This is a genomic window from Dyella subtropica (genome assembly GCF_026283965.1).
Classification (GTDB): Bacteria; Pseudomonadota; Gammaproteobacteria; order Xanthomonadales; family Rhodanobacteraceae; genus Dyella_D; species Dyella_D subtropica.
In genome coordinates this window covers 96081-122284 of record NZ_JAPDPD010000007.1, presented here as the reverse complement: position 1 = coordinate 122284, position 26204 = coordinate 96081, and the positions used below count along the sequence as shown (strand labels likewise).

General features: G+C 64.3%; 23 protein-coding genes. 16 read left to right on the top strand and 7 right to left on the bottom strand.

Features of this window, described 5'->3' with window-relative positions:
- Window positions 1-157 precede the first annotated feature (157 nt).
- The 7 genes from OUZ45_RS07880 (at window position 158) to OUZ45_RS07850 (ending at window position 6563) form a co-directional block, all read left to right on the top strand.
- On the top strand, window positions 158-1114 hold the full coding sequence (locus OUZ45_RS07880; RefSeq protein ID WP_266169382.1) for an acetyl-CoA carboxylase carboxyltransferase subunit alpha: 957 nt from the start codon (window positions 158-160) through the stop codon (window positions 1112-1114).
- Window positions 1115-1553: 439 nt separating this feature from the next.
- Complete coding sequence (locus OUZ45_RS07875; protein WP_266169381.1) at window positions 1554-2639, top strand: NHL repeat-containing protein; 1086 nt, start codon at window positions 1554-1556, stop codon at window positions 2637-2639.
- Between the two features lie 138 nt (window positions 2640-2777).
- Window positions 2778-3533 carry an NYN domain-containing protein gene (locus OUZ45_RS07870; RefSeq protein WP_266169380.1) on the top strand — a complete coding sequence of 252 codons (756 nt, stop codon included), beginning with the start codon at window positions 2778-2780 and terminating at the stop codon, window positions 3531-3533.
- On the top strand, window positions 3526-4830 hold the full coding sequence (tilS, locus tag OUZ45_RS07865) for a tRNA lysidine(34) synthetase TilS (RefSeq protein ID WP_323137532.1): 1305 nt from the start codon (window positions 3526-3528) through the stop codon (window positions 4828-4830). Before OUZ45_RS07870 ends, tilS begins: the two co-directional genes overlap by 8 nt.
- Before the next feature lie 82 nt (window positions 4831-4912).
- A complete protein-coding gene (locus OUZ45_RS07860; RefSeq protein ID WP_266169379.1) occupies window positions 4913-5374 on the top strand; it encodes a hypothetical protein in 462 nt (153 codons plus the stop codon).
- A 60-nt stretch (window positions 5375-5434) separates the two neighbouring features.
- Window positions 5435-5692 (top strand): exodeoxyribonuclease VII small subunit, encoded by a 258-nt coding sequence (locus tag OUZ45_RS07855; protein ID WP_266169378.1) that lies wholly within the window; start codon window positions 5435-5437, stop codon window positions 5690-5692.
- Window positions 5676-6563 (top strand): polyprenyl synthetase family protein, encoded by an 888-nt coding sequence (locus tag OUZ45_RS07850; RefSeq protein WP_266169377.1) that lies wholly within the window; start codon window positions 5676-5678, stop codon window positions 6561-6563. Before OUZ45_RS07855 ends, OUZ45_RS07850 begins: the two co-directional genes overlap by 17 nt.
- Before the next feature lie 65 nt (window positions 6564-6628).
- Here OUZ45_RS07850 and OUZ45_RS07845 read toward each other — a convergent pair whose 3' ends face one another.
- A complete protein-coding gene (locus OUZ45_RS07845; protein ID WP_323137531.1) occupies window positions 6629-7066 on the bottom strand; it encodes a DUF4870 domain-containing protein in 438 nt (145 codons plus the stop codon).
- 105 nt (window positions 7067-7171) lie between these two features.
- Window positions 7172-8539, bottom strand: coding sequence for a metalloprotease PmbA (gene pmbA / locus OUZ45_RS07840; protein WP_266169376.1), 1368 nt, complete (start codon window positions 8537-8539; stop codon window positions 7172-7174).
- A gap of 136 nt (window positions 8540-8675) precedes the next feature.
- Between pmbA and OUZ45_RS07835 the strand changes: the two genes are divergently transcribed.
- Complete coding sequence (locus OUZ45_RS07835; protein ID WP_323137530.1) at window positions 8676-8954, top strand: DUF1653 domain-containing protein; 279 nt, start codon at window positions 8676-8678, stop codon at window positions 8952-8954.
- Between the two features lie 31 nt (window positions 8955-8985).
- Entirely contained in the window at window positions 8986-9516 is a 531-nt protein-coding gene (gene yjgA, locus OUZ45_RS07830; protein WP_266169374.1) for a ribosome biogenesis factor YjgA, read from the top strand.
- Window positions 9517-9580: 64 nt separating this feature from the next.
- Here the strand turns inward: yjgA and tldD are convergent, their stop codons facing one another.
- Window positions 9581-11020, bottom strand: coding sequence for a metalloprotease TldD (gene tldD / locus OUZ45_RS07825; RefSeq protein WP_266169373.1), 1440 nt, complete (start codon window positions 11018-11020; stop codon window positions 9581-9583).
- A 139-nt stretch (window positions 11021-11159) separates the two neighbouring features.
- Between tldD and OUZ45_RS07820 the strand changes: the two genes are divergently transcribed.
- Window positions 11160-12356, top strand: a complete 1197-nt coding sequence (locus tag OUZ45_RS07820) for a sterol desaturase family protein (RefSeq protein WP_266169372.1) — start codon at window positions 11160-11162, stop codon at window positions 12354-12356.
- Between the two features lie 275 nt (window positions 12357-12631).
- On the opposite strand, the gene OUZ45_RS07815 is transcribed toward OUZ45_RS07820, so the two are convergent.
- Together OUZ45_RS07815 and rng are read right to left on the bottom strand one after the other, a co-directional pair.
- A complete protein-coding gene (locus OUZ45_RS07815; protein WP_266169371.1) occupies window positions 12632-16474 on the bottom strand; it encodes a YhdP family protein in 3843 nt (1280 codons plus the stop codon).
- 48 nt (window positions 16475-16522) lie between these two features.
- A complete protein-coding gene (gene rng / locus OUZ45_RS07810; protein ID WP_266169370.1) occupies window positions 16523-18031 on the bottom strand; it encodes a ribonuclease G in 1509 nt (502 codons plus the stop codon).
- Window positions 18032-18171: 140 nt separating this feature from the next.
- On the opposite strand from rng, the gene OUZ45_RS07805 reads away from it, so the two are divergent.
- The 5 genes from OUZ45_RS07805 to OUZ45_RS07785 are packed head-to-tail and all read left to right on the top strand — an operon-like array spanning window position 18172 to window position 22389.
- Complete coding sequence (locus OUZ45_RS07805; RefSeq protein ID WP_266169369.1) at window positions 18172-18837, top strand: response regulator transcription factor; 666 nt, start codon at window positions 18172-18174, stop codon at window positions 18835-18837.
- Window positions 18834-20228: an ATP-binding protein gene (locus OUZ45_RS07800; RefSeq protein ID WP_266169368.1), complete on the top strand. Its 1395-nt coding sequence runs from the start codon at window positions 18834-18836 to the stop codon at window positions 20226-20228. Before OUZ45_RS07805 ends, OUZ45_RS07800 begins: the two co-directional genes overlap by 4 nt.
- Before the next feature lie 25 nt (window positions 20229-20253).
- The gene (locus OUZ45_RS07795) at window positions 20254-20769 is read left to right on the top strand and encodes a DNA-deoxyinosine glycosylase (RefSeq protein WP_266169367.1); all 516 of its coding nucleotides are present in this window, start codon (window positions 20254-20256) and stop codon (window positions 20767-20769) included.
- Window positions 20763-21275, top strand: coding sequence for a hypothetical protein (locus OUZ45_RS07790; RefSeq protein ID WP_266169366.1), 513 nt, complete (start codon window positions 20763-20765; stop codon window positions 21273-21275). Before OUZ45_RS07795 ends, OUZ45_RS07790 begins: the two co-directional genes overlap by 7 nt.
- Window positions 21276-21324: 49 nt before the next feature.
- Complete coding sequence (locus OUZ45_RS07785) at window positions 21325-22389, top strand: winged helix DNA-binding domain-containing protein (protein WP_266169365.1); 1065 nt, start codon at window positions 21325-21327, stop codon at window positions 22387-22389.
- A 17-nt stretch (window positions 22390-22406) separates the two neighbouring features.
- Here the strand turns inward: OUZ45_RS07785 and OUZ45_RS07780 are convergent, their stop codons facing one another.
- Both OUZ45_RS07780 and OUZ45_RS07775 read right to left on the bottom strand, forming a co-directional pair.
- Window positions 22407-23699, bottom strand: coding sequence for a c-type cytochrome (locus OUZ45_RS07780; protein WP_266169364.1), 1293 nt, complete (start codon window positions 23697-23699; stop codon window positions 22407-22409).
- Complete coding sequence (locus OUZ45_RS07775; protein ID WP_266169363.1) at window positions 23696-24451, bottom strand: c-type cytochrome; 756 nt, start codon at window positions 24449-24451, stop codon at window positions 23696-23698. The genes OUZ45_RS07780 and OUZ45_RS07775 overlap by 4 nt, the downstream gene beginning before the upstream one ends.
- A 76-nt stretch (window positions 24452-24527) precedes the next feature.
- Here OUZ45_RS07775 and OUZ45_RS07770 point away from each other — a divergent pair, with 76 nt between their 5' ends.
- The gene (locus OUZ45_RS07770) at window positions 24528-26150 is read left to right on the top strand and encodes an amidase (RefSeq protein WP_425601674.1); all 1623 of its coding nucleotides are present in this window, start codon (window positions 24528-24530) and stop codon (window positions 26148-26150) included.
- The last annotated feature ends 54 nt before the right edge of the window (window positions 26151-26204 follow it).

Genomic DNA, 26204 nt, shown 5'->3' with positions numbered 1-26204 from the left:
AGGGCCGCGCTCCGGGCGGCTCGCGCCGTGCAAACCAGCAGTCCTGCCGGTTTGTCGCGCACAAGGTGCGCTCCTACGGGCAACCCATACGGTTCCGTTCTCCGGATTTTTCCCAGCCCGGTATACTGCGCCGCTTCCGTGTCATGAATTGCACCGAATGAACTCTAACTTCCTCGATTTCGAACAACCGATTGCCGAGCTGGAAGCGAAGATTGAAGAGCTTCGCCACGCCAGCCATGGGCAGGCGTTCAACATCGAGGACGAGGTCGACCGGCTGCGCGAGAAGCTCAAGGTCAAGACCGCCGAGATCTTCCGCAACCTCACCTCCTGGCAGGTCACCCAGCTGTCGCGCCATCCGGGCCGCCCCTACACGCTCGATTACATCGGCGTGATGTGCGAGGAATTCCACGAGCTGGCCGGCGACCGCGCCTATGCGGACGACGCGGCCATCGTGGGTGGCATCGGTCGCATCAACGGCCGCTCGGTGGTGATCATTGGTCACCAGAAGGCACGCGACACCAAGGGCAAGGTACGCCGCAACTTCGGCATGCCGCGCCCCGAGGGTTATCGCAAGGCGCTGCGCCTGATGAAGATGGCCGAGCGTTTCAAGCTGCCGCTGCTCACCCTCATCGACACCCCAGGCGCCTACCCTGGCGTCGGTGCCGAGGAGCGAGGCCAGAGCGAAGCTATCGCCCGCAACCTGCTCGAAATGGCCGATCTGCGCGTACCGATCATCTGCACCGTGATCGGCGAAGGCGGCTCCGGTGGCGCGCTGGCCATTGGCGTGGGCGACCGCACCGTGATGCTGCAGTACTCGACCTATTCGGTGATCTCGCCAGAAGGCTGCGCCTCCATCCTGTGGAAGAGTGCGGACAAGGCCAAGGACGCCGCCGAGGCCCTGGGCCTTACCGCGCCGCGCTTGCTGGAACTGGGCCTGGTCGACAAGGTAGTGCGCGAGCCGCTAGGCGGCGCGCATCGCAGCCCGCACTCCATGGCCGTGCGCCTGAAGGCCGTGTTGCTCAACCAGCTGGACGAGCTGGAATCCATGCCCGTCGACGCCTTGCTCGAACAGCGCTACCGCCGCCTGCGAAGCTACGGCGCCTACCAGGAATAAACCGCCCTTGAGCGTGCGCGGCGTCGGCCGCGTTAACGTACGCGCCCCACCGAGCTGATCGGGCGCCTGCGCGTGACTGTCGCGGCGACGGCCATGCCCGCCGCGTGACACCGCCTACGCCGCTGCTCCTCGCCGATCCGGCCGGCATCGGGCTGGAATCCATTTCCGCAACGCCCTGCCTATCTCCAACGGCTGATTGAACCGTATCCCCACGCACGAGTATTGACTCTGGCAAGGCATGGAAGCCCTAGCCGCGCCGGCAGATTCAGGGATCTTCGACGCTCATGGCAGAAGGACGTCTCGGGTCTCGCCTCGCGGCGGCGGCACACACTTCGAGGCGAGACCCGCGACGTGCCGCGCCCGTAGTTGGGCGCCGACGTGCGGCAAGTGCACCTGCGCCTGCGTTTGTGCTGACCTGACTCGTATGGAGGGGTTCCAGATGACACGCAGATGGTTTCAACAACCCATGCTTCGCCGCACCCTGACTGCGGCGATAACCATCGGCCTCGGCCTTGGCGCCGCCTGGTCTCCGCCGGCAGCGGCGCGGCCCGACAACGGCAACGTGCTGATCGCCGACCAGTTCAACAACCGCGTGATCGAAGTCAACCGCTCCACCCACGGCATCGTGTGGAGTTTCGGCACCGGCTCGGACATTCCAGGTCCGCACACCATCATCGGCGTTAACGATGCCGAACGTATCGGCCCGCTTACGCTGATGTCGGGCACCGGCACGCCACCGGGCTTCCCCGGCTGCAGCGACCTCGTCAACGGCTGCCCGGACAACCGGGTGATCATCGTCTCCCCCGGCGGAGAGATCCTCTGGCAATACGGCAAGGCCGGTGTGGGCGGCTCCGGCCCGAATGAACTGAACACGCCGGTGCACTCGCTGTTCGTCACTAATTTTCCGGGCCATCCCGGAGCGCACGTGCTGATCACCGACCAGGTCAACGAACGCATCATCCTGGTCAACCTTGCGCACAAGATCGTCTGGCAGTACGGCACCACCGGCGTCACCGGCAGCACCGACAATTTCCTCAACAATCCCAACAGTGCCGAGGTGCTCGAGAACGGCCACATCCTAATCGCCGACGAGAACAACAACCGGGCGATCGAGGTGAGCGTGAGCAAACACGTCCTCAAGACGTTCAGCGATGGTCGCACGACAAGTGGCGTGGCCTTCGCAAGCCGACTCGACAACGGCGACACGCTGCTCACGGATTCCAACAACAGCCGCGCCGTGGAGGTCGATGCCAACGATGGCTTCGTATGGCAATACATCACTAACCTTGACCCGGGAAGCAACCCGGCACCGCTCCCTACCCGTGCGATACGCCTGCGCAACGGCGACACGCTGATCAGCGACCAATTCAACGACCGCGTGATCGAAGTCACTCCCGCCGGCGGCATCGTATTTACCCAGGGAAGCCTCAACGCACCCGGTAGCAGCTTCAATCAACTCAACGGCCCGTACGACGCCAAAGTCATCGGCGACTTCACCGGCCTGACACCACCGTTCGGCTTCTGATACCGCTCGCCCCGGCATCGGCAAGCTTGTACATCCATCCAAGGCCCCGGCCACGCACCGGGGCCTTGTCGTTTTTTCGACGCGCGGCGCGCAAGGGCCGCTGTACCATCGGCGCAGTCCATCACTGCGAACCGCGCCATGGCCAACGAGCCCGCCACCAAGCTTGCCGTCCTGATCGATGCCGACAACGCGCAGCCGGCGATTGCCGAAGCGCTGCTTGCCGAGGTGGCCAAATACGGCACCGCGCACGTGAAGCGCGCCTATGGCGATTGGACCAGCAACCACCTGAAAGGCTGGAAGGAGCAACTGCTCACGCAGTCGATCCAGCCGATCCAGCAGTTCGGCTACACCAGCGGCAAGAACGCCACGGACTCGGCGATGATCATCGACGCGATGGACTTGCTTTACTCGGGGCGCTTCGACGGCTTCTGCATCGTCTCCAGCGATAGCGACTTCACGCGTCTTGCAGCGCGCATTCGCGAATCGGGCCTGATCGTGTACGGCTTCGGCGAGCGCAAGACGCCAGATCCTTTCGTTGCTGCCTGCGACAAGTTCATTTACACCGACATCCTGGTCGCCAAACCCGACGAAGAACAGCCGCTGAAACCGCGCACCGCGGCTCAACTGAAGCAGGACGGCGGATTGGTGAACCTGTTGCGCAATGCGGTGGATGCCGCCTCCGACGACGATGGCTGGGCTGGGCTCGGTGGCGTCGGTTCGATCATCACCAAGCAACGGCCCAACTTCGACGCGCGCAGCTACGGCTACGGCAAGCTCAGCGAATTGATCTCCGCGACGACGCTGTTCGAGATGGATCGACGCAGTCCCGGCGAAGGCCGACCCAAGGTGATCTACATCCGCAACAAGTCGAAGAAGCCGGAGCCTCGTGAGTAAGCCGGATCCCCTCGCCGATCGTTTGCGGCAAGCCCTTCGCGACCGGCCCGACGGCCCGCTGTGCGTCGCCTTCAGCGGCGGACCGGACTCCACCGCATTACTGCACGCGCTGGCTCAACTGCGGGAAGCACGCGTGCGCCAGCTGCGCGCGGTCCATGTTGATCATGGCTTGCATCCGGATAGCGGCCGCTGGGCCGAACAGGCAAGGCGCTACTGCTCGGTACTGGAATTGGACTGCACAGTCTTGCGCGTGAATGTGGACGTCCACAGCGGCGAAGGATTGGAGGCCGCGGCACGGCACGCGCGCTATGCGGCGATGGCCGATGCGCTGCGCGCTGGCGAATGGCTGATGCTCGGCCACCACCGCGAAGACCAGGCGGAAACCGTGCTGCTCAAGTTATTGCGCGGCGGCGGGCCGGAAGGGTTGGGCGGCATGCGCGAAATCCGCTCTCTCGGCCAAGGGCAGCTTTGGCGGCCACTGTTGACGACGCCTCGCGCAGTGTTGCGCGGCTACGTCGAGCGACACCATCTGCCCGTCATCGACGATCCGTCCAACGCCGATATCCGGCTGTCACGCAACTATCTGCGCAACGAGATCCTGCCGCGCCTTGCGCAACATTGGCCACACGCAGTGGATTCGATCCTGCATAGCGCTACCCACAGCCGAGCAGCGGCTGATGCCTTGCGCGTGCAATGGATGGCCGAGTTGGAGCATCTGCGCGATCCAGCCACCGACAGCCTGGACGCCAAAGCCTGGCTGGCCCTGCCGGCCGCAATGCGCGAACCGCTGCTTGACCACTGGCTGCATGCCCGTGGCCTCACGGCACCCACCTTCGCTCAGCGCCGCCAGATCGAGCGACAGGTGGGCGAGGCACGCGCAGGCCGCCTGCCCTGCATTCACTGGCCGGGCACCGATCTGCACGTGTGGAAGGATCGACTATGGGCGCTGCCACCGCGTCCGCCGATCCCTGAGGACTGGCAGGCCAGGTGGCAGGGGGAAGCTTTGGCCTTGCCTGACGGCGGCATGCTGGAATGGTCCGGGCCGCCACTGTCCGTGCCACTGATCGTGCGTCTCCGCCGTGGCGGCGAACGTATCCGCCCCGCCGGTGACCGCCACACCCGCGAGCTGCGCGATCTATTCCAGAAGGCCACGATGCCACCCTGGCAACGCGCCGCTTGCCCGCTGATCTATGCGGATGGGGAACTGATCGCCGTGGCGGATCGCTGGCGCAGCGACCCGGGAGACACCTGGTTTCGACAGGCCGGAGGCGAGCCATGCTGGCGGCCAGCTGACTGAGTCACAGCTGGCCTAAGAACATTCAGCCAGAATTTCCCAGGCACGTCCTAGCGTTCGCATTGCCACCACGCGGAGTCATCCGATGTCTCACAAAACCCTATTACTCAGCGCCGCCCTGCTGGTTCTCGGCACCGCCTGTGCCGCCCCGGTCTGGGCCGGCGGCCCACCCCCTTGGGCGCCTGCGCATGGCTGGCGCGCCAAGCACCATTACACCTACTACCCGGAAGGCGAGGTCTACTACGCCCCCGACACTCGCGTGTGGTTCTGGCTGGACGGCGGCAACTGGCGCAGCGGCATCAGTCTGCCGATGGAGTTCCAGGGCTATGTCCGCACCGGCGGCGTCAGCATCGATCTGGATGAGGACCGGCCGTATGTGCAACACACCTACGTGATTGAGCATTATGGCGGCCGTCCTCCACACCATGACCGCGACGACTGGGATCGTGATCGTGACCGCGACCATGAGCGTGGCCACGACAAGCACGATGATGACCATGGACGTGGTCACGGGCGTGATCACGACAAGCATGACGACCGTGATTGAGATGCGTAAGGCACCCGCGCGGATTGATTCCGCGCGGGTGCTGAGTTAGCTTTGCCGGTCATGGCCAAGCCCGCTCCCGCCCCTGCAGAACCCGCTCCCGCCGCCGATTTCGAACACTCGCTGGACGAACTCGAGCAGCTGGTGGCACGTATGGAAGGCGGTGAGCTGAGCCTTGACGAATCCCTCGCCTCGTTCGAGCGCGGCATCGGCCTCTACCGCCATTGCCAGCAAGCCCTGGAACAGGCCGAACTGCGCGTCAGGCTGCTGCTGGATCCCGAAGCCCCCGACAGCGCAGAACCGTTTGAACCCGAACTTTGAACTTGTGCCCTCCCTGCAGTCGCTGATTGCCCGCGCTGACCAGGCGCTGTCGCAGGCCCTACCTCCCGAAGAGCAATCCCCCGCCGAGCTGCACCGCGCGATGCGCTATGCCGTGCTGGGTGGCGGCAAGCGCCTGCGTCCGCTGCTGGTCTACGCCGCCGGGCATGCGCTGGGCGAAGACGGCCCGCAGCTCGATGCCCCCGCCTGCGCGGTCGAACTGATCCACGCCTATTCGCTGGTGCACGACGACCTGCCGGCGATGGACGATGACGATATGCGCCGCGGCCGCCCCACCTGCCACATCGTGTTTGGCGAGGCCATGGCGATCCTGGCGGGTGACGCGCTGCAGGCATTGGCCTTTGAGCTGCTCGCCCATGACGTGCATGCCGCCAACGGCATGAACATGCTGCGCGTGCTTGGACGCGCCTGCGGCGCGGAAGGCATGGCTGGCGGACAAGCGCTCGATCTCGCCGCCGTCGGTCGTAAACTCAGCCTGGCTGAACTCGAACATATGCACGCCTGCAAGACCGGCGCCCTGATTCGCGCCTCGGTGCGCCTCGGCGCGCTGGCCGCCGGTGCGGACGAACGCACGCTCGACGCACTGGATCGCTACGCACACGCTGTCGGCCTGGCCTTCCAGGTGCGCGACGACATCCTCGATGTAGAAGGTGAATCCGCCGTCATCGGCAAGACCGCCGGCAAAGACGCGGCGGCCGATAAACCCACCTTCCCCTCGATCATCGGCCTCGACGCTTCTCGCACTCACCTGGCCGAACTCACCGCCACCGCGCTGGATGCGATCGCTCCATTAGGTGAACGCGGCGTGCTGCTGGAAGAGCTGGCTCGATACGCAGCCAAGCGCCATCACTGAGTAAAGTCCGCATAAAGAGAGGCAGCCCAAAGGCTGCCTCTCTAAGCGATGACTACGGTCGAACCTTATTTGATCAGGCGCAGGCAGAACGGGTAGCGATAACGCTCGCCCTCGTTGGACTTGATCGTCGCCATGATCACCAGGATCAGCCAGGCAATGCCGATCACGATGCCAGCAGGAATCGCCAGGATCGCGCCGATGCCAAGGGTCAGTATGGTAATCAGCAGCAGCACCACGCCAATGATGGCCATGGTGATGTTGAAGTTCAGCGCTTCCTTCGCCTGGTCATCCACGAAAGGCATGGTGTCTTTCTTCATCAGCCAGATGATCAGCGGGCCTACGAAGCAACCCAGGCCAAACCAGACGCCGGTCAGCAGGCAACCCAGCAAGGCGGAAATGTGGGCGAGCATGGCCCATTGCCGCTGCTCGGGACTCGGCATATCCGAGGGCGGTGGGGTAGCTTCGCTCGACGAAGGCGGTACGGACTCGGGTGGAACGCTCATGCGTGTCTCCTGGTCGTGCAGACGCCGGCCACGCGCCGGTGGCGCCGATGCTAGCAAGGGTGGCGGGCGTTTGCCGAGTAAGCTGACGACCTATCCGCCCCCGCCTCATTCGCCCGCGATGGTCATCCGGTCGACCAGGATCGAACCGGTGAGGATGTGCGAGCGCGGATCCACGTCCGTCCCTACCGCCACGATGCCGGCGTACATGTCGCGCAAGTTGGCCGCGATGGTGATTTCCTCCACCGGGTAGGCGATCTGGCCGTTCTCCACCCAGAAGCCTGCCGCGCCGCGCGAGTAGTCGCCGGTGATGGTATTCACGCCCTGCCCCATCACCTCGGTCACCAGCAAACCGGTGCCGAGGCGGCGCAACATACCTTCGAAATCGTCGCGCCCCTGGTCGGCGGCGCCCGCATCCACCATCAGGTTGTGGATGCCGCCGGCGTTGCCGGTGGACTGCAGGCCGAGCTTGCGCGCGGAATAGCTACCCAAAACATAACGCGCCAGCACGCCGCTCTCGATCAGGGCACTGTCGACGGTAGCGACGCCTTCCGCGTCGAATACGCCGGAACCCTGCCCGCGCATGAGATGCGGCCGCTCCACGATCTGCATCCATGCCGGCATCACTGCCTTGCCGGCGTGATCTAACAAGAAGCTGGCGCGGCGATACAGCGCGCCGCCGCTGATCGCGCTGATCAGATGACCGATCAAACCGCGTGCGATCTCTGGCGCAAACAGCACCGGGCTTTGCTGCGTCGACAAGCGCCGCGCGCCCATGCGGGCCAACGTGCGTTGCGCCGCCTTGTCGCCCAGCGCCTTCGCGCTCATGAAATCGCCGGCGCTGCGCACGCTGTCGTACCAGTAGTCGCGCTGCATGCCGTCCTCATCGCCGGCAATCAGCGACAACGACAGGGAGTGACGGGTACCGCGCTCGCGACCGATAAAGCCATGCGAGTTCGCGTAAACCGACAGGCTCTCGCCCATCTGCACGCTGGCGCCGTCGGAATTGCTGATGCCCGCATGCGCACGACCCGCGTCCTCGATCTGCTGCCCCAGCGTGATCGCCTGTGCGGTATCGACGACCCAGGGATGCCATAGGTCAAGATCAGGAAACGCGGTCGCCATGCGCGAGGCATCGGCCAGCCCGGCAGCGGGATCTTCCTCGGTAAAGCGGGCAATCGCGCAGGCTTGGTCCAGCGTGGCCTGGAGCGAATCCGGGTTCAGGTCGGCGGTACTGGCCGAGCCCTTGCGCTGACCGAAATACACGGTGAGACCGAAGCCGCGGTCGCGGGTGTGTTCCACCGTCTCCACCTCGCCCAGACGCACGTTCACGTTTAGACCGGTATCGATACTGGCCGCCACTTCGGCCTGGCTGGCACCGGCCGCTCGGGCCCTGCGAATCACGTCTTCAGCCAGCTCGGCCAGACGGTCCAGATCCTGCTGGCTACGGTCGGAGGAAAGGGAGGTTAGGCTCACGTGGGCTTCCTGAAGGCTGGCAGGTAGAATACGCGGTCCGAACCGCGCAATGTCCCCAGATGGGGGCGCCGCGGCCCAATGCAAAGCGTCCGGCGGAGATCGGGCTAGGTTGAATCAGGCTATGTTGGATCAGGCCATGTTGCCGGAGACCGGCTTTTATCGTCACTACAAGGGACAGCGCTATCGCGTGCTGGGCATCGCCCGCCACAGCGAAACGCTGGAGCCGCTAGTGATCTACCAGGCACTGTACGGCGAGCAAGGTCTATGGGTTCGCCCTGCCGCCATGTTCTGCGAAACCGTGGAAGTGGACGGCCAAACCGTCCCCCGTTTTGCGCTGGAATGCGCCGAACCCGGCCTGGACACCGGCCCGGAAGCAACCAGCTCTAAGACGACGCGCTCTAAAACGACGCGCTGAGCACGACGAACGACCTGAAGGGATAACCCTCGTGAACCGCACCTACACCGACACACCCGACCACGACTACGGCCCGACCCGCACCCAGCAGCGACGCGACGCGCTGGCTGTGCTCGAGCTCGCCAGCCAGCTGGTGGAGTTGCCGGCGAGCCGCCTGGCCAAACTGGATTTGCCCGATGACGTGCGGCGCGAAATCGACAACACGCGCAAGATCACTGCGCATATCGCACGCAAGCGCCAGCTCGGCTTTCTCGCCAAGGTGATGCGTCGTCACGAAACCGAGGTCTTCGACGGCGTGCGTGCCGCGCTGGGCGAGAACCGCGAACGCCAGCGCCAGGAAACGGCGGCGATGCATCGCCTCGAAGCTATGCGTGATCGCTTGCTCGCCGACAGCGACGACAGCGCACTCTCGGAACTCATTGCCAAACACCCGCAGATCGACCGCCAGCATCTGCGCTCACTGATCCGTCAGGCGCGTACCGAGCGCGACGCGAACAAGCCGCCGCGTGCCTACCGGGAAATTTTCCAGCTGCTGAAAGATCTGGCGGCTAGCGAAGACTGAGTCGTACGGTTTTGTTGGAGCGCCCCCCCCGGACTCGATCCGAGGGGGCGCTCCAACATGATGGTTAGGACGCGGTGCCACCCACCGTCATGCCATCCACCTTCAGCGTCGGCTGACCCACACCGACCGGCACGCTTTGCCCATCCTTGCCGCACACGCCGACGCCTTCATCCAGCGCCAAGTCATTGCCGATCATCGACACGCGCGTCAGCACTTCCGGCCCGGAGCCGATCAAGGTGGCGCCCTTCACTGGCGTGGTGATTTTGCCGTCCTCGATCAAATAGGCCTCGCTGGCAGAGAACACGAACTTGCCGTTGGTGATGTCGACTTGGCCACCACCGAAGTTCACTGCATACAGACCGCGCTTCACCGAGCGGATGATCTCCTGCGGATCGTGCTGGCCGGCCAGCATGTAGGTATTAGTCATGCGCGGCATCGGCAGCTGGGCGAAGGATTCGCGACGGCCGTTGCCGGTGGGCGCCATGCCCATCAGGCGCGCGTTGAGCTTGTCCTGCATGTAACCCTTGAGGATGCCGTCCTCGATCAGTGTGGTGCACTCGGTCGGCGTGCCTTCGTCGTCGATGCTGAGCGAACCGCGACGCCCTGGCAGCGTGCCGTCGTCCACCACGGTGACGCCCGGTGCTGCCACGCGCTGGCCGATGCGGCCGGCGAAGGCGGAGCTGCCCTTACGGTTGAAGTCGCCTTCCAGGCCGTGGCCGATGGCCTCGTGCAGAAGTACGCCGGGCCAGCCGGGACCGAGCACGACCGTCATGCTGCCGGCCGGCGCATCCACCGCATCGAGATTCACCAGCGCCTGGCGTACGGCTTCATCGGCGAAGGCCAGCGCGCGACCGTTCTCCAGCAGCTCGCGGTAGCCATAACGGCCACCACCGCCACTGTGGCCTTGTTCGCGGCGCCCAGCCTGCTCGGCGATCACCTGCACGTTCAGGCGCACCAGCGGGCGCACGTCGGCAGCCAGGGTGCCATCGGAAGCGGCCACCAGTACGGTGTCCATCGTGGCGGCGAGGCTCACGATGACCTGCTTCACGCGCGGGTCGCGTGAGCGCGCATAGGCGTCCACTTCGCGCAGTAGAGCGATCTTGTCCGGGTTGGGCAGGCTTTCCACCGGATCGATAGCTGGATACAGCGACTTCGCGCTATGCATGGCCAGCGGCTTGCCCGCGCCGTTACCCCCCTGCGCGATCGCACGCGCGGCCTTGGAGGCGTCCAGCAATTGCGGCAACACGATCTCGTCGGAATAGGCAAAGCCGGTCTTCTCGCCGGAGATGGCACGCACGCCCACGCCCTGCTCGATCGAATGGCTGCCGTCCTTGACGATGCCCTCTTCCAGCACCCACGACTCGCTGCGCGAATGCTGGAAATACAGGTCGGCGGCATCGATGGACGGCCCCATCAGCTGGGTGAAGACGCGGTCGAGGTCGGTGGAAGCCAGGCCACCCGGCGCCAGCAATCGGCGCTCGGCCTGTGCGATCAGGGAATCCATGAGGTCATCGCTTAGTGAACAGGGGACAGACTGTAGCAAGTGGGGCCGGCCGGCACCGGTTTAAAGCTTCCAATAGGCGGCCGTACCGCTACCATGCGTTGCCCCGGCAAGACCGGAATGACGACGTGAAGGACCACCGATGAGCGACTTCTCCAAACGCGAGCTGGCCCACAAGGTCATCGACCGCACCCTCAAGGCACCGGTCGAAGAAACCCGCGAACTTCTTCATCGTGATGGCGAGCTGAAACCGGGGTTGGGCAAGGTCACGGGCGTGCTCGCCTTGTCGCTGGGCTTTCTGAGCCTGCTCGGCGTGCTGGCGTTCCATTTTCCGCAGTACCTGACCACGCCCGACCTGCGCCACAAGTATTCGGTCGACGTGTTGCGCCAACTGCTGTTGCTGGCCTTGCTGGTCTCAGGCGGCATGTCGCTGGGCAACTTGATCCTTGGCCGCATGCGCAACCTCAACATCGTGGCGTTCGCGCTGGTGATCGCCGCGACGGCGCTGGGCGGCTCGCGCGTGCCGGTAGGCAATTTTCCGGAGCACACACCGTACGTCGGCCTGGACTGGTTCATCCTCGACCTGCTCGGCTCCACGCTGATTTTCGTGGTGATCGAAAAGCTGTTCCCGCTGTACAAGGGGCAGACGCTGTTCCGCAAGGAATGGCAGACCGACCTCAAGCATTTCGCGGTGAACCACTTCATCGTGGGCCTGGCGCTGCTGGTGGTGAATTTCCTGCTGCACCACCTGTTCGGCTGGTTGGTGCGCAGTGATTTCCAGCAGGCGGTGCAGCACATCGCCTTCGTACCGCAGCTGCTGCTGTGCATTCTGGTCGCCGACCTGGCGCAGTATTGGACGCACCGCGCGTATCACGAAGTGCCGTTCCTGTGGCGCTTCCACGCCGTGCATCACAGCGTAAAAACCATGGACTGGCTGGCCGGCTCGCGCCAGCACATGCTGGAGCTGATCGTGACGCGCGTGTGCGTGCTGGCGCCGCTGTATATCCTCGGCTTCAGCGAGGCGGCGATGAATGCGTACATCATCGTGGTCGGCTTCCAGGCCGTGTTCAACCACGCCAACGTGCACCTGCCGTGGGGGCCGCTGAAGTACCTGATCGTGACGCCGAACTTCCATCACTGGCATCACGCCTCCGACGACGAAGCGATCGACAAGAACTACGCCGCGCACTACGCCTTCCTCGACTACGTGTTCGGCACTGCGGTGAAGTCGACGAAGAAATTCCCGGAGAAATACGGCGTGGTCGGCGACTACATGCCGGACGGTTTCGTCCGGCAGCAGCTGTTCCCATTCCGCGGCAGCACCAAGCCGGCGGAGTGAACTCGCGTAGAGCCTGTTCAATATCTCTGCATGGCCCGCGCCGGGATCTGTTTGCGCGCAGGACAAGGAAGAACGAGGGCGTGTACGTCCGTACACAACCGAGTGATGACGCCGTACTGTGGGCAAACAGACTCGGCCCGAAGGGTTGAACCGCTGAGGGCGCCATGCGGCGGCGCGCGGCTTGGCCTGACAGCCAGTCAGGCGCTGCGCCACGCCCCACCACCTGGCGCCCTCAGCGGTTCAACGCGGGCTATGCAGAGACATTGAACAGGCTCTTACCGCCCGCCGGCACTGGCGGCGGGTGCCGGACTGCTTGGTGGCGCCTGCATGGGCACTGCGAGCGCCGGCGGCACTTCGAAGGTTCCCGTCTTCTCGATCAACGGTTTGTCCCACGGCCCGGTGATGCGGTAATGCATCACGGCGGCACGGTTCAGTCCGTGCCCGAGCAACCCCTGCGCCACGAAGCCGGCCGCGGCACCAATCGGCCCGCCGACGACCGCGCCGACCACCGGCAAGCTGTTGCCGACGTGCGGTACAACAATCACTCGCTGGTCGTAGTCCTTCACGCGCAGGCCGGTACGCCCCTTGATGCTGATTTCGGCAGCGGGACTGAGGATCTGCAGATTGTCGGAGGTGGCGTTGCCACCGGCCAGCAGGAAGTCGCCGCTAATCGCATCGAATGCCATGCCCTTGCCGAAGACGTCACCGAAATCAAAACTGAGCCGCCGCGGCAACTCAATCACCGAAATCAATCCGAACAGTCGCCCCACACTCGGCTCTACTTCCGGAATGCTGCCCTCGGTGACATGAATGCTCAGCTTGCCATCCATGTTTGCCAGGTCCATCGCCGAAGGCGCACCGGGCCAGGTCGCATCGAGCAGGGAGCGTGTCTTGCCGCCATTGAACAATCCCGCGAAGCCGAAGGCGCCCAGCATGTCGCCGAGGTTTTCCGCGGCAAAGTCGATACGCAGGTGCGTATGGCTGTTGGTGGCGGTGCCATCCCAATCGCCGGTGGCGTTGATCTGCACGTTACGCGACAAGGCACGCAATTGATCGAAGTGCATGCCGCGATCGGTCGGCCAGGTTTCCAATCGTGCCTCGCCCAGCTTCGACTCGCCGAAACGTAGATCGCCGACCCATAGATGAAACGGTGGCAGCGCCGATGGTGTGACGCCCGTATTTGCCGGGTTGCCGGCTGGATTCTCTACCGGCACGTTCGCGCCGGCCTTGGTGTCGGGCGTATTGCTCTTGGGCCAATACAGCCGTTGCAGGCGCGCCGTAACGCCGCGCTTGCTCAAGTCGGTCGAGGGCACGGTGAAGCGCCCGGCGATCTCGGTGCTGTCCACATCGACATTCAACGCATCCGCCTTCGGCGTGGCCTGGATGTGCATCGAAGGAAAGGTGTGGCCGAAGACATCGGCCTGGTCGGCGGTGACATCGATGCTCTCCAGCCCCGGCCCCTCCATGCTGCTACCTGCCACGGTGCGCTGCACCCAGCCAGTCACATCGAGCTTTGACGCGTGGCCGCGCACGCGAATGCCTTTATCCGGCACCGTATCGGGCATGCGCGTGCCAAAGGCGAAGGTGGCGCCGAGCGGCTGCTTGTCGCCATCGGAAAGGCGAAAGCGCTGCCGCACCACCTGCCCCAGCGATATCTGCAGATCACTGCCAGCCACCGGCAAGTTCATGGTCAGGTGCAACGGCAGGCTGGTCTCCGCCGATTTCTTCAACGGCGTGGGGACGTCCAACGCCATGCCCGCAAGCGTCGAATCGAGGGTCAATACCTGCGCCGCGTTCGCCACGGTATCGGGATGCACGATGTCGAAGCCGACCGTGAAATCGCTACGGCCGCTCGCGACTTCTTTCAGCCAGTCCAGCGACGAAAAGCCCTGCACCAGCTCGGCCATGCCATAGCGGCCATTGAGCCTGGCCGAAAAAGCCGTATCGGGACGCCCCGTGGCGGCGGCAATGGCGATGTCGAGCTTGGACGGCTGTCCGCGGAATCCGGTATCGAGAGGACCGGCATGGAAGCCGTGCGCATCGAAGGTGGCCGGACCGCTGATCTTGTCCAGCTTGAGGTTCCAATCCGGCGCGTTGAGGTCGGCGTCCTTGAGCTGGGCATTGCCTGCCAGCGTGAAGTTCTTGGCGTCCTTCATCGGCAGCACCAAGTGGAAATCGAAATTGCCGGTACCGCCCAGGCTCATCTTGGCCAGCGCATCGGCCTGATGGCTGCCGATCGGACTCCTGCGCACGAAGTCCATCAGGTTGGCACCGTTGCCGGAACCTTTCACATTCAGATCGAGCGTGGTGTTGGCGAAATCGGGAATCAGCGCGACCGCGCTTTCGACCTTGACGCCCAGCGACTGTCCCGCGCTCGTCTCCACCAGCATGCCGTTGTTGACGAAGTTGGCGATGGCATTGACGCCTTCGGCGCGCGGCCAGTTCTTGCCGTAATCCAGGGTGAGGTTGCTGATCGCCGCACGCGCTTCGAAGCGACCTTCGTTGTGCAGGAATGGCCAGTCCGCCAGGTCGCCGCGCACCACCACCGCAGCGTCATCGATCTTGCCCGCGACCAACGCGCGATCCAGCCAGTCGACGGCCGACGGCGACATGGAATCGATGGGCCAGAACAGCTTGGCTGCATCCATGTCCGCATGGCTCAGCGCCACGTACAAGTCGAGGAAGGGACGCCCACCGCCATCGTGCAGCGCGATGTCGCCGCGCGCCTGGCCGCCGTAGCCGGCGCCTTCGAAGTCCAACGCATCGATGCCGATATGCCAGTCGCCATCCGCGTGCCAGAACGCGATCTGGCTGGACAGCTTGGACATCACGAGCGGCTTGCGGAACGTGTGCGGAAAGTTCAGCACCGTGGCCTGGGCAGGCAGCTCCAACGCGAGCGCTTCCTGGTCGCCGCGCAGTTCGCCGTTGAGATGGTCGATACCCGGCAGTTTGCCGGCGGCATCGATACCGAGCCCGCTGAAGCCGACATCCACGAAGGCCAAGCCCTGCGCCCGTGTCCAGCGCAGGGACGCATGGCTTAGTTTGCCGCGCGGCTTGCCAGCACCTACCCATTGCGCGAGCCCTGGCGAAAGCTGCGGCTTGAGCGCCAGCCAGGGCAACAGCGGGCCGAGTTGTAGATCGCGTGCGGCCACGTCGACGTGCGCCTGGTCGCTATCCATCTGGTGCAACTCGGCAGCGAGAGCGCTGCCGTCATCGTCGACCCAACGCAACTGGGAGCCGTCGTTGCCCATGCGCAGCTCGGCGAGGGCGTGCAGCGATGGCACATACGCTTTGCCCCCTTCCGGACTGGCCAGCACCACGTCGCTCAGGTCGAAACGGGTCAGATTGCGCACCACCTTCGCATCGCGCCAGTCCAACCAACTGGCGAAGCTGCCGTGACCGCTTTCGGCTGTATAGCCGCCCATATCGATATCGGCGGACAAGGCATGCAGATCGATATCCGTGCCGGACAGCCACAGGCGCCCATCGGCCCCGTCCTCACGAAAACTGCCTGCGCCACGCAGCTCACCGGCGGCGCCAAAGCGATGCAGAATCGCCCCCACACGCACACGCCCACCCTGCCGGCTCACACGCAGCTGTTTTGCGATCAGCTCGTAGTGCTTGTTGACGCGCGCGTCGGCGATATCCAGGTGCAAGTCGCTCAGCCACAACTCCACCGACAAACCGCCGAACGAAGCGCTTTGCCGATCGGTGCCACCGGCCATACCGATGCCATTGATATGCCAGGCACCGTCGACATCGCGACCGAGATCCAGTTGCAAGCCGCGCACATGCAGGTTGAGCAAGTGGCGCGAAGGCAGCAGCCAGCCACCCAGGTCCAACTTGAGCTGCGTCTCAGGGATGTGCAGTGGGCTGCCGCCGTCGCCCGCGCCGATGGTGACGTCGCGCATGACAAACAGCGGACCCGACGCCTCCCAGCGCCCTTCCATCGAGGCGAACGACACCGGCCGATGCAATTGCTGGCTGAGCTGAGTCGCCACCCATTGCGGATGGTTCGCCAGCGTCGGCAACAACACCTGGATCAGGCCAGCCAGCACGGCCAGGCCGATCACGGACACGCCCGCAACCCAGCCCATCGCACGGGCGATACGGTGCATGCGTTGGCGCCAGACCATGTTCACCGGCGGCCTACGCCGCGCAGCGAATCACAAGAGAACGACATCGAACTGTTCCTGCGAATAATGCTCTTCAGCCTGAAAGCGTATGCTTTTTGAAATGAACTCTTCCAGTTCCGCTACGGCGACGGACTCCTCTTCCAGGATGCGCCCCACCACTTTGGGACTGGCCATCACCAGCAGCTTCTCGGCATTGAACTGGCGCACGGCGCGGGTGATCTCGCGGAAGATTTCATAGGTCACCGTCTCGGCCGTCTTCATCGCACCGCGACCACTGCAGGCCGGGCACGGTTCGCACAGTTGGCGCTCCAGGCTTTCGGTAGTGCGCTTGCGGGTCATCTCCACCAGACCCAGCGCCGACATCGGATAGACCGTGGTCTTGGCGTGATCGCGCAGCAGCCCCTTCTCGAGCATGCGCAGCACCTGGCGCTTGTGTTCTTCATCGGTCATGTCGATGAAGTCGATGATGATGATGCCGCCGAGGTTGCGTAGCCGCAGCTGCCGGGCCGCCGCCTGCGCGGCTTCCAGGTTGGTGCGGTAAACGGTTTCCTCCAGATTGCGCGTACCGAGATAACCACCGGTATTGACGTCGATGGTGGTCATCGCCTCGGTCTGGTCGACGATGAGGTAGCCGCCGGACTTCAACGGCACTTCCTTCTTCAACGCGCGCTGGATTTCGTCCTCCACGCCGTACAGGTCGAAGATGGGCCGCTCGCCGGCGTAATGCTCGATGCGGTCGTCCAGGCTGGGCATGAATTTGTGCACGAACTTGGCGACCTTCTCGTAGGTCTCGCGCGAATCCACGCGTACCTTTTCGATGTCGTCGTTGAGCATGTCGCGCAGGCTGCGCAGCGGCAGCGACAGTTCTTCGTATACACGCTCGCCAACCTTGGCCTTGGCGATATTCTCCTGCACTACGCGCCAGACCTTGCCCAGGTAGGTCACGTCGAAGGCCAGCGATTCGGCGGTCTGCTCCTCGGCATTGGTGCGCACGATGTAGCCGAGCCTGATATTGCCGGTGGCGTCCTCGCCGATCAGCGAGGTCATGACCTCTTTCAGGCGCTGGCGCTCAACCTCGTCCTCAATGCGCGCGGAGATGCCCAGGGTTTTCGCGTGCGGCAGCAGCACCAGATAGCGCGAGGGGATCGACAAATGGGTGGACAGGCGGGCGCCCTTGGTGCCGATCGGGTCCTTCACCACTTGCACCACGATCTCCTGGCCTTCGTGCACCAGCTCGCTGATCGAGGGCGTGTTGCCATTGCCGTTGCCGTTGGGCACCACCTCGACGCCCTCCACCGCCACCGGCAGCGGCGGGCGCACGATGTCCGACGCGTGCAGGAACGCCGCGCGCTCCAACCCGATCTCGACGAACACCGCCTGCATGCCCGGCATCACTCGCTGCACGCGGCCTTTGTACACATTGCCCACGTAGCCGCGCTTGGAGGCTCGTTCGACGTGCACCTCCTGCAACATGCCGTTCTCGACCACGCCGACGCGGGTTTCGCGCGGCGTCACGTTGATCAGGATTTCTTCACTCACCGAACACTCCCCTTACAAGCGTTCTTTATAGCGGCTGTGCGCGCAGGCGTCGATGCGCCATGACACACCCCAAGCCACGACTCAGCGGCGTCCGTTAAGCTGCGCTCTTTAGGCTGGCCCAGCATTGCAACGGGGGTGCCATGAAGTTGTTGCTGGTGGAGGACTCGGAGCGTCTACGGCAAACCCTCAGACACGGTCTGCAGGGTGCAGGTTTCACCGTGGACGCCGCGCAGGACGGTATGGAAGCCAAGGGCTTCCTGGGCAGTTATGACTATGAGCTGGTGGTGCTGGACCTGATGCTGCCTCGCCTGGACGGCATTGCTGTACTGCGCGGCCTTCCATCCGGCGGCCGACGGCCCAGGGTGCTGGTGCTATCCGCGCGCGACCAAGTGAGTGACCGCATCGAGGCGCTGAACGCCGGCGCCGACGACTACCTGGTGAAACCCTTCGCCTTCGACGAGCTGGTGGCTCGCCTGCATGCCCTGTCGCGCCGGCCGCAACAGGCGCAGCCAGTGGTGCTGAGCCACGGCGCACTGTCCTGGGACCCGCTGTCCCAAAGCGCCAGCGTCAACGGCCACCCGCTAGGCCTGACCCCCCGCGAGTTTGCCGTACTCGGTTTGCTGCTGCGCCACCGCGGCCGCGCTTTCACCCGGCTTGAGATCCTGGAGCGCACGGCCGGCAGCGATAGCGATGTCTCTGACCGCAGCGTGGAAGTGCTGGTCTTCGGCCTGCGCCGCAAGCTCGATGCCGCGGGACTGACGGGGCTGATCGAAACCCGTCGCGGGGCTGGCTACCTGATTCCATGAAGCCGGCTTCACTCTCCTCTCGCATCACCCTGCTGTTGCTGGTCACCAGCCTGGCCCTGCTGGGCGGCGGCGCGCTGGCGATGGATTGGCGTATCGACCGCGAGATGGAAGCGCGCTATCGCGAGACTCTGCTGACCCAGGCTCATGCGGTGGCGGCCATGACCGAGTTGGAGCAGGACGCGGGCGACGGCAGCACCAACCTGCGGCCGCAGGCCGGGCTATTCGGCGGCGAGGGGCCGGTGTTCTACGAGCTGCGCTGCAAGGGCCTGCCGCCTCTGCGCAGCGATCCGCCCCCACTGGCAACACCCCCGGGCTGGCCCGATGCGGCGAGTTCGGAGCCGCAATTCAGCCGCCTGAAGCACCACGACAAGCGGCTAGGCACGGTGATGTTCGCGTTCCGGGCACCGGCAGGCGAAGCGCAGAATCTGACGGGCGGAGGCAGGGGATGCGCGCTGTTCTTCCAGCAGGATCGGCGCCCGTTCGAACAGATCCTGCTCGCCATCGACTGGATCCTGGCGCTGGGTCCGATCCTTGCCCTGGGTATCGCACTGGTGGCCGTGCCGCTGATCGTGAGGCGGGGCCTGCGTCCCGTCCGGGCGCTGGTGGCCCGCATGGGTGACATTGGCCCCAATGCACCTGGCGAGCGGTTGCATCCCAGCGGCTTGCGCGAGCTGGACCCGCTGATCCGGCGCTTCAACGGCGTACTGGACCGCATGGACGAAGGCCTCGCCCGCGAACGCCAGTTCGCCAGCGGCCTGGCTCACGAGAGCCGCACCCGATTGGCCGAACTGCGCGCGCTGACTGAAGTGGAGTCCCGCTACCCCAGCGGACGCACGCTGCCGGACATCCTCGGCGAAGTCGGCAGCATCGGCGCCGAGCTCGAAGCCACCGTGACCGCCTTGCTGCTGCTCACCCGACTGCAATCCGGGCTGGAACAGCCCCAGCTGCAGGAGCTATCGCCGGCCCCTTGGCTGGAGCGTCAGCTGCAGCGCCATCGCGGCCTGGCCGCCGATCATGGCGCGACCTTGCAACTATCGGGCGAACCACCCGCGCGCATCCGCAGCGACCCTGCGCTGCTGGAGGTGATCGTCGGCAATCTGCTCAGCAACGCCTGCGCCTATGCGCCATCCGGCGACACCGTCGAACTGCATGTGGACGGCGCGGGCCTGACCATCATCAACGCCGCACCCGACCTCACTGCCGATGACCTGGAGCGTTTCGGCCAGCGCTTCTGGCGCAAGCAGGCGCCCCATGCAGGCCACGCCGGACTCGGCCTGGCGCTCGCCGCCGCCGCCGCGCACGCGCTGGGATTGGCGCTGGCATTCCGGTTGGATGCATCACGGCGATTGCATGCACGCCTGTCATGGCCGAAACACCGAGCCGACGCATGAAGGCAGCTGCGGAGCGTCGAGATTCATGACACGCAAGCGCAGTTTCGCCCCCGTGGTCGATCCACATGTACGGGTGTTGATCCTGGGTAGCCTGCCCGGAGAGATGTCGCTGGCGCAGGGTCAGTACTACGCGTTTCCGCAAAACAAGTTTTGGGAGTTGGTCAGCTCGATCATCGATGTCGAGCTTCGCCCCCTGCCCTATGTCACGCGACTGGATACCGTGCTGGCACACAGCATCGGGCTATGGGACGTCATTGCCGAGGCGGAACGTCCCGGCGGCAGTCTTGATGCGTCGATTCGTAACGAAACGCACAACGCACTCTCGGACCTGCTCAGCCGTTTGCCGCAACTGCGTGCGATTGGTTTCAACGGTGGCACGGCGGCCCGTCATGGTCGCCGTCAACTCAAGCAGCAAAATCATCGCTTGGCGCTTATCGATCTTCCATCGTCGAGCCCGGCGCACACGCTCGCGTTTGAACGGAAACGGCAGGCTTGGTCCGTACTACGCACCTATCTGACGCCGCCGGAGGCGTCATGTTGAACTTGATGACTTTGCCTCGCGGTACTCACGACGGACTACACGTCCGGCCGCGCTGGCCTGCTCGACGGGTACTCCTCGACGTTCCAGCCTTCAAGAAACTGCAAACGATTCAAGCACGGCTGCCAGACGAGATAGGGCTCATTCTCACTCGTGGTTTTGAACCGGCAGCAACGCATCTCGGCTTCGCACGTAAACAGTTTCGAGCGTTGGGCATCGGCCTTTTTCGGTTGATGTACCCAGGCAGGCGGAGCGAAATCACAGACATATTCGGCAGCAACGGGCACGACGTCGATGGCTCACACGTCGACGTCTCCTTCCAATGGAACGGCCGCAGGGTACGGCTACTGCCGTTAGGGGTGTTCACCCCGCCGAGCATGCAACGACGACGCACTCGGCAATTCGCATCCCCACTGGCGAAAGTCTGCGCCGCACTCATTCAGGAGGGCTTTCATATCCACAACAACCCGACTGAAAGCCTTCAGATCCATTGCGATTTGATCTCGTAACGCAATGACAATACCGAGGCTAGACAGTAGAGCACTGAATCGCGCCACCTTGTCGCGTCAACTGCTGCTGCGTCGCCATGATCGCACCGTGCTGAGCGCGATCGAGCACTTGGCAGGGCTACAGGCCCAGGCCCCCAACCCACCGTACATCGGCCTATGGACGCGATTGAAGGACTTCCGTTTCGACGCGCTTACGCAGCATCTGCATGACCGCAGCGTCGTGCGTTGCGCGGCGATGCGTTCGACCCTGCACCTTTTGTCCGCCGACGATCTGCTCGCCTTTCGCCCCTTGCTGCAACCCGTGCAACTACGCGGCGTCCAGGCTGCTTTCGGCCGCAAACTTGCCGGCCTCGACATGCCGGCACTGATCGCCGCCGGCCGCACGCTTCTGCGGGATCAAGCGATGACCAGCGCCGAGCTGGGAAAACGGCTAAGCGAACACTGGCCGGATCGCGATGCGCAGGCCATGGCTCAAGCCATGCGCGGGCACGCTGCATTGATACACGTGCCTCCTGCAGGCACGTGGGACTCCCATCGCCCAGCACCCCTTGCGCTGGCGGAGACTTGGCTTAGCCGTCCACTCTCTACACCGGCGTCAGCCGATGACTTGATTCGCCGCTATCTGGCGGCCTTCGGCCCGGCCAGCAGCAAAGATCTCACGGTGTGGTCCGGCCTCACCGGGCTCGGCCCCGCACTGAAGCGGATGCACTCCGCCCTGCTGCACTTTCGCGACGAACACGGAGTGGAGCTATTCGACCTGCGCGAAGCCCCACGCCCGGCATCAGATACACCCGCCCCCGTCCGCCTGCTGCCGGAATACGACAATCTGTTGCTGGCCCATGCTGACCGCCGGCGCTTCATCGCCGATGAACACCGCGCTCGGGTCTACACCAACAACGGCATCATCCGCGCCAGCGTGCTGATCGACGGTTTTGTGGCTGGTGTTTGGAAACTGGATGCGAAGAGCAACAACGCCGAGGTTCGAATCGACCTATTTGGACGGACGTCCAAACAAGATCGCCTCGACCTGGAGGTCGAGGCGATGAACTTGCTTATAGAAGCGGCGCCCGCCGCGCAAAAGCGTGACGTGATCTTCGGCGCCTTAAATCCGTAGAGACGGGCCTATGCCGATCAATCGATTGGCGTATGCCGGTACTTGATGACGTCGCGCTCCTGCACCAGCGGCGCTTTGTTGTCCCAGGCCTGCCGGATATAAGTGACCACCGCGGCGACATCACTGTCCTTCAGCTGCTGCGCGAACGGCGGCATGGAATACGGACGCGGATTGCCCTTGGTCGCCGGCGGGAAACCGCCCAGCAACACCACGCGGATGGCATTGATACCGGTTGGCTCGTTCACCGAGGAATTGCCGTTGAGCGGTGGATACACACCGGCCACGCCGTTGCCGTCCTTGCCATGGCAGCCGGCACAGCGTTCGCCGTAGATCTTGGTGCCCTGGTTGACCATGGTGGTGGTATCGAGCGGCGATTTCTCGAACTGCATCTGCGGGCGCGCCGGCAGCGATCGCAGATAGATGGCGATGGCTTGCAGATCGTCATCGGTCATGTGCTGCGTGCTCTGCGCTACCACTTCGGCCATCGGTCCGAAAGCCGTGCCTTTGGCCGAGTGCCCGGTTTTGAGCAGGTCCACGATGTCCTTTTCACCCCATCCCTCCAAACCGCCGTTGGTCTGCGTGCTTAGATCCGGCGCATACCAGTTCTGCACCGGAATCTGCCCGCCGGACAGCGCCTGGTCGCTGCGCATGCCGCCGAAGGAGTCGCGCGCTATATGGCATTCATTGCAATGACCCAGGCCCTGCACCAGATAGGCGCCACGGTTCCATGCCGCCGACTTGGCTGGGTCCGGCTGGTACTCGCCCTCCTTGAAGTACAGCGCGCGCCAAGCCTTCAGGCTGTTGCGCACGTTATAGGGAAACTCCAGCCCCAGCGGCTTGGATGGCTGATGCACCGGCGCCAGCGATTGCAGGTGAGCGAAGATCGCTAGCGCGTCGTCGCGACTGACCTTGGTGTACGAGGTATAGGAGAACGCCGGATAGAGCAGCTCGCCTTTACGGCCCACGCCGGAGTGCAAGGCCTGCCAGAACGCTTCGAAACTCCAGTCGCCGAGACCGGTCTCGCGATCCGGCGTGAGATTGGGCGCCGGAATGTCGCCGAACGGCGTACCCACGACGCGACCGCCCGCAAGGCGCTGACCGCCCTGCGAGGTATGGCAGGCGGCGCAGTCACCCACCGTGGTCAGGTACTGGCCCTTGGCGATCAGCACAGGATCTTTCAGCGTGGCGACATCGACCTTGCTCGCCTCGCGCGACACCGGCGCATGCCCACCGCTACGCAGAAACACCCAGCCGACCAATGCGATGCCAAGCAGCGCGATCGAGATCAACACCCAACGCAGCATCTTCATGCGCCATCTCCCGTGGCACCGAGCACACCGCAGTGCAGTGGCGGACTGATGGAACCAGCCGGTTGCGCGTGCATGTCCGACGGCAATTCGCGCCCGGCCAGCCATGCGGACACCGCTCCGATATCGGACGCGCTGAGCCGATTGGCGATCTCGGCCATGCAGTCCGGCGCTACCGTGGCGCGCGTTTTGGTGCGCCAGGAACCGAGCTGCGAGCTGAGGTAGTCGTACGGCAAGCCGACCAGGCCGGGGATGTTCGGCTGCACGCCGGTCAGCTGGGTGCCATGACAGGCGGCGCAAGCCGGAATCTGGTGCGACGGATCACCCTTGGTGGCCAGTTCCTCGCCGCGCTTGAGCGCCTCGGGCGAGACGCGCGGCAACGGCGAGCGGGCGTAGGGTACTTCCTGTGCGGAGAAGTATTCGGCGATCTCCTGCATGTACTCCGGGCTGAGATGGCGCACGGTGTATTCCATGGGGCCGTACTTGCGCAGGCCGTCCTGGAAGTCCTTCAACTGACGTGCAAGGTAACCGGCCGGTTTGCCGGCCAGACGCGGAAAGAAGCCACTTTCGGGCGTGCCCTCGCCATGTACGCCATGACAGGCCGTGCAGGAAGCGATGCGTTGCTGGAGGGTGTCCGGCACCGTCAACGGGTGGCCTTCCTCAGCGCGGGCTGCACCAGCGACACTGGCGGCGGCGAATAACAGGACAGCGGAAAACACACGCCTGACCCGGCACAGCTTGGCTATCGTATCCATCCGACGATTATAGGCCCGCACCTTCATTCCACTGATGCGGTTACGGCTAAGCTGCTACTTCGCGACACCATGCCGCATGCTTCCGGAGACTAACGTGACCCGACTGCAGCTCTCGCTTTCCCTGCTCGCCAGCGCCCTGTTTACTAGCAGCTCTCTGCTAGCCCAATCGGCCGACCCGAGCTTCGCCTGGTCGTCGATCAAGGATCTGCACCAGCGCATGGATGCCGGCCAGCTCAACAGCGAATCCCTGGCTCGCCAATTCCTCGAACGCATCCAGCAGATCGATCAATCGGGCCCCGCCTTGCGTGCCGTGCTCGAAACCAATCCCGATGCACTGAAGCTCGCCACAGAACTGGATCACCGGCATGCGCACGGTGCGCTCCACGGTATTCCTGTGTTGCTGAAAGACAACATCGATACCGGCGATCGCATGCTCACCACCGCTGGCTCGCTGGCGCTGACCGAAGCGCCTGCGCCGCGCGATGCTGGATTGGTAACGCGCCTGCGCAAGAGCGGCGCGTTGATCCTCGGCAAGACCAACCTCAGCGAGTGGGCCAACATGCGCTCCAACCACGCCAGCAGCGGCTGGAGCGCGCGCGGCGGGCAGACCCGCAATCCCTATGTGCTGGACCGCAACCCCTGCGGTTCCAGCGCCGGTTCCGGTGCTGCTGTTGCCGCGGGCCTGGCTACCGTGGCGATTGGCTCGGAAACCGACGGCTCCATCATCTGCCCTGCAGCCGCCAACGGCATCGTTGGCATCAAACCTACGTTGGGACTGGTCAGCCGCAGCGGCATCGTGCCGATCAGCCACAACCAGGACACGGCCGGACCGATGGCGCGCAACGTGGCCGACGCGGCTACCGTGCTCAGCGTGATCGCCGGCAGCGATCCGCGTGACCCGGCCACCGCCGAGGCCGATCGGCATGCTACCGACTACACCCGCTTCCTCGATCCGAACGGACTCGAGGGTAAGCGCATCGGCGTGGTGCGCCAGTTGGCCGGCGCCGAACCGAATGCCGACCGCGTACTGGAGCAATCGATTGCATTGATGAAAGCGCAAGGCGCGATCATCGTGGACCCGGTGGAAATCCCACACTTGAAGGAACTGGGTGATGCGGAGCTGATCGTACTGCTGTACGACCTCAAGCACGATTTAAATGCCTACCTCGCCACGCGCCCGAAGTCGAAGATCAAAACGCTGGCCGACCTGATCGCCTTCAATCAGCGCGAGGCGGAGCGAGAGATGCCATGGTTCGGGCAAGAACTGTTCGAGCAAGCCCAAGCCAAGGGGCCGTTGACCGACAAAGCCTATGTCGATGCGCTGGCCAAGACTAAGCGCCTGTCCGGCCCCGAAGGCATCGATGCCGCGCTAACGAAGGACCACCTCGACGCCTTGCTTGCCCCTTCGTGGGGGCCCACCTTCGTCACCGATCTGGTACTTGGCGACCACGTGGTCAGCGGCGACCCGACCGTGGGTGGCGCCTCGCAGCCAGCGGCGGTGGCCGGCTATCCGTCCATCACCGTACCGGCAGGGTTTGCGCACGACCTGCCAGTCGGCATCGTGTTGTTCGGCGCGAAGTGGAGCGAGCCGACGCTGATTTCGATCGCTTATGGTTTCGAGCAGCACGCCCATGTGTGGCAGCCGCCTAAGTTTCTGGACACAGTGGGTGGAAAGGCTGTGCCTGCCGCTTCGCCTTGAGCGAGGCCGTACTTGTAGCCGTGGCGATGGGTTGCGTTGGGGGTGAGCAAGACG

Bases quoted from the DNA above. Each gene is read 5' to 3' on its own strand.
- OUZ45_RS07870 (WP_266169380.1), top strand. From the start codon at position 2,778: ATGGCCAACGAGCCCGCCACCAAGCTTGCCGTCCTGATCGATGCCGAC.
- OUZ45_RS07835 (WP_323137530.1), top strand. From the start codon at position 8,676: ATGTTGCCGGAGACCGGCTTTTATCGTCACTACAAGGGACAGCGCTAT.
- OUZ45_RS07820 (WP_266169372.1), top strand. From the start codon at position 11,160: ATGAGCGACTTCTCCAAACGCGAGCTGGCCCACAAGGTCATCGACCGC.
- OUZ45_RS07770 (WP_425601674.1), top strand. From the start codon at position 24,528: ATGCTTCCGGAGACTAACGTGACCCGACTGCAGCTCTCGCTTTCCCTG.
- OUZ45_RS07805 (WP_266169369.1), top strand. From the start codon at position 18,172: ATGAAGTTGTTGCTGGTGGAGGACTCGGAGCGTCTACGGCAAACCCTC.
- OUZ45_RS07860 (WP_266169379.1), top strand. From the start codon at position 4,913: ATGTCTCACAAAACCCTATTACTCAGCGCCGCCCTGCTGGTTCTCGGC.
- tldD (WP_266169373.1), bottom strand. From the start codon at position 11,020: ATGGATTCCCTGATCGCACAGGCCGAGCGCCGATTGCTGGCGCCGGGT.
- OUZ45_RS07875 (WP_266169381.1), top strand. From the start codon at position 1,554: ATGACACGCAGATGGTTTCAACAACCCATGCTTCGCCGCACCCTGACT.
- OUZ45_RS07790 (WP_266169366.1), top strand. From the start codon at position 20,763: ATGTTGAACTTGATGACTTTGCCTCGCGGTACTCACGACGGACTACAC.
- OUZ45_RS07780 (WP_266169364.1), bottom strand. From the start codon at position 23,699: ATGAAGATGCTGCGTTGGGTGTTGATCTCGATCGCGCTGCTTGGCATC.
- OUZ45_RS07845 (WP_323137531.1), bottom strand. From the start codon at position 7,066: ATGAGCGTTCCACCCGAGTCCGTACCGCCTTCGTCGAGCGAAGCTACC.
- OUZ45_RS07775 (WP_266169363.1), bottom strand. From the start codon at position 24,451: ATGGATACGATAGCCAAGCTGTGCCGGGTCAGGCGTGTGTTTTCCGCT.
- OUZ45_RS07855 (WP_266169378.1), top strand. From the start codon at position 5,435: ATGGCCAAGCCCGCTCCCGCCCCTGCAGAACCCGCTCCCGCCGCCGAT.
- OUZ45_RS07800 (WP_266169368.1), top strand. From the start codon at position 18,834: ATGAAGCCGGCTTCACTCTCCTCTCGCATCACCCTGCTGTTGCTGGTC.
- OUZ45_RS07815 (WP_266169371.1), bottom strand. From the start codon at position 16,474: ATGCACCGTATCGCCCGTGCGATGGGCTGGGTTGCGGGCGTGTCCGTG.
- OUZ45_RS07880 (WP_266169382.1), top strand. From the start codon at position 158: ATGAACTCTAACTTCCTCGATTTCGAACAACCGATTGCCGAGCTGGAA.
- OUZ45_RS07795 (WP_266169367.1), top strand. From the start codon at position 20,254: ATGACACGCAAGCGCAGTTTCGCCCCCGTGGTCGATCCACATGTACGG.